Genomic DNA, 1,537 nt, shown 5'->3' with positions numbered 1-1,537 from the left:
GAAGGCGAGGGCCATGTCAGCTCCCGTCCGGGTGCAGCATCAGGGCGGCGGTGCGGAGCAGGATCTTGGTGTCCTGCCAGAGGCTCCAGTTCTCGATGTAGCGGTTGTCGAAGCGGGCCCGGTCCTCGATCGAGGTGTCCCCGCGCAGGCCGTTCACCTGGGCGAGACCGGTGAGCCCGACCGGGACGCGGTGGCGGTCCGCGTACTCGGGGTAGGCCTGGCCGAACCGCATGACGAAGTACGGCCGTTCGGGACGCGGGCCGACCAGGCTCATGTCGCCGCGCAGCACGTTCCACAGCTGCGGGAGCTCGTCCAGCGAGCTGCGGCGCAGCAGGCGGCCGACGGCGCCCATCCGGTGGTCCTGCGCGATGTTCCAGCGGGTGGCCGACTCGTGCTCGTTGCTGGGGCGCAGGGTGCGGAACTTGAGCAGGGTGAAGGACCGCCCGTCGAGCCCGGTGCGCTGCTGGCGGAACAGGACGCCGGGACCGGTGTCGAAGCGGACGGCCAGTGCGCAGGCCGCCAGCACGGGGGCGAGGGCGACCAGGCCGAGGCCGGCGGCCAGGATGTCCAGGGCCCGCTTGACGGGCCAGCCGCGACGGCGCGGCGCGGGGCGGCCGAGCTTGAGGCAGGGGAAGCCCCAGAGCTGGTCGCGGTCGGTCCCGGCGACCGTGCCGTACTCGCGCAGCGCGGGTACCAGCCAGACCTGGCAGCCGAGGCGGGCGGCCTCGCGCAGCGCGGCGGCGGTCTCGGTTTCGTCGGCGGCGCCCTCGGTGGCGACGACGTGGTGGATGCGGTGGCGCCGGACCTCGCGTTCGAGTACCTCGCGCCCGCCGAGGACGGGCAGCTTGGCGTCGGGGGCGAGCAGGACGGGGTCGGGGTCGAGGTAGCCGACCGGGCGCAGGCCGTACTCGCGGTGCTCGGTGAGGGCGGCGGCCACGCGCTGGCCGAGCCGGCCGGCGCCGAGCACCAGGGCCGGGCTGGGGCGGCGGCACCGGGCGCGGCGCAGCAGCCGGTAGACCAGCGCCCGGCCGCCGGCGGCGAGCAGGATCAGGGCGGCCAGGGTGGCCAGCAGGCGCAGCGGGTGCGCGGCGGCCACGTCGGGCAGGCCGTCCAGGCAGGCGGAGAGGGTGACCGCGAAGGCCAGCGCGACGGTGGCCCGGGTGGCGAGTACGGGGAGTTCGTCGAGTGCGGAGACGGTCAGCCTGGTGCGGTAGAGGCCGGCGGTGAGGTTGAGCGGGAGCAGCAGGGGCAGGACGGCGACCGCGCCGAGCAGGGGCCGGCCGGTGCGGTCGGCGGTGAATCCGGTGGCCGCGCAGACCGCGAGGGTGTCGACGGCCAGCAGCCCGCTCGGCACCGCGATCCGGGACTGCAGCGGTCTGCGGTGCCGCCCGACCGCCGCCGCGGTACGGGTCTGGGCGGTCCCGGCCGGCCGGTCGAGGATGGCGGCGGCGGTCCGCCGGGAGTTCGGCAGGGGGCGTCCTGGACGCGGCACGCTCTCGTGGTCAATGGTCATCAGCGCACGAACTCCCCTGCTGTG

Annotated in this window: 1 protein-coding gene; it reads right to left on the bottom strand. The window is 75.7% G+C overall.

The genetic code is table 11. The annotated features are described in order from the left end of the window. Positions 1-16 precede the first annotated feature (16 nt). Positions 17-1,513, bottom strand: coding sequence for a sugar transferase (locus UK12_RS32530; RefSeq protein WP_045306812.1), 1,497 nt, complete (start codon positions 1,511-1,513; stop codon positions 17-19). Positions 1,514-1,537: the final 24 nt, after the last annotated feature.

The sequence above is a fragment of the Saccharothrix sp. ST-888 genome (assembly GCF_000955975.1).
Lineage (GTDB): Bacteria > Actinomycetota > Actinomycetes > Streptomycetales > Streptomycetaceae > Kitasatospora.
The sequence above is the reverse complement of the archived record's forward strand: the minus strand, read 5'-3'. Positions and strand labels throughout refer to the sequence as shown.

Excerpts from the sequence above, each read along its gene's own strand:
- UK12_RS32530 (WP_045306812.1), bottom strand. The coding sequence starts at position 1,513 with ATGACCATTGACCACGAGAGCGTGCCGCGTCCAGGACGCCCCCTGCCG.